The 3188-nt window shown below is 73.1% G+C and carries 2 protein-coding genes; both read right to left on the bottom strand.

Going from position 1 to position 3188, the window contains the following annotated elements; translation table 11 throughout:
- Window positions 1–167: PPE domain-containing protein (locus tag A5634_RS27670; protein WP_301337124.1), on the bottom strand; the 167-nt coding region annotated here is incomplete at its 3' end.
- A gap of 80 nt (window positions 168–247) precedes the next feature.
- A complete protein-coding gene (locus A5634_RS30040; protein WP_437340005.1) occupies window positions 248–3094 on the bottom strand; it encodes a PE family protein in 2847 nt (948 codons plus the stop codon).
- Between the last annotated feature and the right edge of the window lie 94 nt (window positions 3095–3188).

The raw sequence follows: 3188 nt of genomic DNA, 5'->3' as shown, positions 1-3188 counted from the left end.
GCGTCGTTGATCAGCCCCGAGGTGACCCCCTCAAAGAACGACGACGCCGAACCGAGCTCAGCAGCCAGGCCATCCCAGGCCGACGCCACCGACGCCATCGGCGCCGACCCCGCGCCGACCAACATGTTCAGGGAGTTGATCTCAGGGGGCAGAGTCAGAAAGCTCACCGGCTCAGACCTCTTCCTTCATTTCAGACGATCGCTGTTCGACGTGTGTGGAGTATTACCGGGTAGGACGGGTTGAGTTATTACGTCCCGTTGGGACCGGCGACACCCGCATTACCTGGGGTGGCATTCGCACCGGGAGTGCCTGCGGCACCGCCGCCGCCGCCCGCACCAGGAGTACCCGCGGTCCCCGTGCCACCGTTAGTGCCGCCACCCAGGCCTGTTCCGCCCGTACCGCCGTTGGTGTGGTTGCCACCGGCGCCGCCGTTGGCGCCGGAACCACCGTTACCGCCAACGGTGCCGGTGTTCGGAGCACCACCGGTGCCGCCGTTGCCGCCCTGACCGCCGTTGCCGGAGTTTCCGGCGTTACCGCCGTTTCCGCCGCCGTTGCCGTCGCCGCCGACACCGCCGGCCCCGCCGACGCCGCCCGAGCCGGCCGTGCCGGCATTGCCACCGTTGCCCCCGAGCGCGGTGCCCTTAGCAGTACCACCGTTGCCCCCGGCACCTGACTGGCCGCCTGAGCCGCCCTGCCCGCCATTACCACCGGCTGCGCCTGCGGTGGTGTCGGTGCCGGCACCACCCTTACCGCCGGCACCACCGGCACCGCCGGAACCGCTGGCGCCACCGTTGCCGGCGTGCCCGCCGACGGTGGTACTACTGCTCGCGTTGCCGCCGTTGCCACCGGTACCGCCGTTGCCGCCAGTGCCGCCGGTACCACCGTCGCCACCGGCACTCGCGGCGCCGTTAGTGCCGCCGCCGATCGCGGTGCCACCGGACGCACCATTGCCACCGGCGCCACCCACACCACCGCTGCCACCGACGCCACCGTCACGTCCGACGTTGTTAGCGGCCGTGTTGCTGGTTTGGCCAGCACCGGCATTTCCACCGGCACCGCCGTTGCCGGCGTTGCCACCGTCCCCAGCGTTACCCGCGACGCCACCGTTCTGACCATCGCCACCGGCACCCGCGTTACCGCCGGCGCCGCCCTTAGCGCCGGTACCACCATTGCCACCAGCGCCACCGGTCGTACCGCCACCATTGCCACCGGTACCCCCGGCGGAACCAATGCCACCCTTGCCACCGTTACCACCAGCGCCACCGTCAGTAGTCGCGGTGCCGTCACCACCGGTACCACCATGGCCGGCATCCCCACCGGCGGCTCCGTTACCGCCGACACCGCCGACGGTGCGGTTGCCGGTGCTGTTACCGCCGGTCCCGGCGGTCCCGGCGTTACCGCCGTCACCGCCGTCACCGCCGTTACCGGCCGTGCCGTTGTTGCCAAACGTGGCCGTACCCGCGGCGCCGCCGTTTCCGCCGCCTCCACCCTTGCCGCCGGCGCCCGCGTTACCGCCGACGCCACCGGTAGCGGCGTTGTTTCCGTTCCCACCGTTACCGCCCTGGCCGCCCTTACCGCCGTTTCCGGCCTCGCCGCCATTACCCGCGTCACCAAGGACGGATCCGCCAGCACCGCCCGCACCACCGTCGCCACCCCGGCCGCCGTCGCCACCGCCGACGCCGACGCCGCTCGCGCCGCCGCTGGCACCGGCGGTGCCGGTCCCGCCGTTGCCACCGCTACCGCCGCTACCGCCGTCACCGTGCGAGCCGCCGGCACCACCCTTGCCGCCGTTGCCGCCGTTGGCACCGGAGGTGTTCGCGAGGTTGTCGTAACCGTTGCCGCCTGCGCCGCCGTGGCCGCTGTTGGTGGCGTCGGCGCCGTTAGCGCCGTTGTTGCCGACGGTCGAGCCCGTGCCCGCAGCGCCACCGGTCCCGACCAGGCCTGCGTCACCACCCTTACCGCCATCGCTGCCGTTGACGTTGCCCGCCGTGCCGTTGGCACCCTTGCCGCCGTTGCCGCCAAGGCCCGCCGCACCACCGGCCCCGCCGTCTCCGGCAGCACCCACGGTGCCTGCGGTGGCTTTACCACCGTCACCGCCGGCACCGCCCTGGCCGCCGGCACCACCCTTGCCACCAGCACCGCCAACCGTGGTCGGGTTCGTCGAGTCGGTGGCATTGCCACCCGTACCGCCCTGTGCACCAGCGCCACCCGTACCGCCGGCCCCGCCGTTGCCGGACACCGTGCCGCCGGCACCGCCGTTACCACCGTCACCACCGAAGCCGCCGGCAACTGCGTCACCGCCGTTGCCGCCCGAGCCGGCCCCGGCCGTACCGTCCTTGCCCACCAGACCGGCGCCACCAGTGCCGCCCGCGCCACCGTTGCCGCTCTTTCCGGCATCGCCACCATCGCCGCCGGCGCCACCGCCGGCCTGGCCGACACCGCCGGTACCACCGGCGCCACCGTCACCAGAGGTCACACCGCCGGCACCGCCGTGACCACCGGCACCGCCGACACCCAACGGTGATTGACCGAGTCCACCCGTACCACCGATGCCGCCGGTACCCGTTGCGCCAGCGGCGCCACCGACGCCACCGGCACCACCGTTGCCGGCCTGCGCTCCGCTGTCCCCGCCGTGACCACCGGCGCCGCCGGCGCCGGTGCCATCGCCGGCGCCACCAACACCGCCGGTACCACCGTTACCCAGCGCACCACCGGCACCACCGGTGCCACCAACACCACCGTCTGCGTTGGAGCCGGCTTCAGCAGCGAAGCCCTTACCGCCGTCGCCGCCGTCACCGCCCAAGGTGGCCGCAGCGCCCGCGCCGCCCTTGCCACCGGCGACAGAGCCGGAGCCGCCGTTACCGCCGATTCCTCCCGTACCCGGGTTACCGCCCTGACCACCTGCACTGCCGTCGATGTGGGCGGCGGTGCCGGCGGCGCCGTCGCCGCCCCTCCCGCCGATACCGGCAGCACCACCGTTACCACCGGCGCCACCCACGCCGACAGTTCCCTTTCCAAGCGTCACGCCGCCGCCATTGCCGCCGAGACCACCCTGGCCACCAACACCGCCCTGGCCGGCGGCGCCACCATCCAGAGTCGGGTCAATCGACTCGATGCCGGCCGCGCCGGTCCCGCCTTTCCCGCCGATACCGCCGGCGCCACCGGCACCGCCATTGCCGGATGTGGAG

Source organism: Mycobacterium asiaticum, from assembly GCF_001673365.1.
Taxonomy (GTDB): Bacteria; Actinomycetota; Actinomycetes; order Mycobacteriales; family Mycobacteriaceae; genus Mycobacterium; species Mycobacterium asiaticum_A.
Note: the sequence above shows the minus strand (reverse complement) of the source record. Positions and strands in the feature narration are given on the sequence as shown.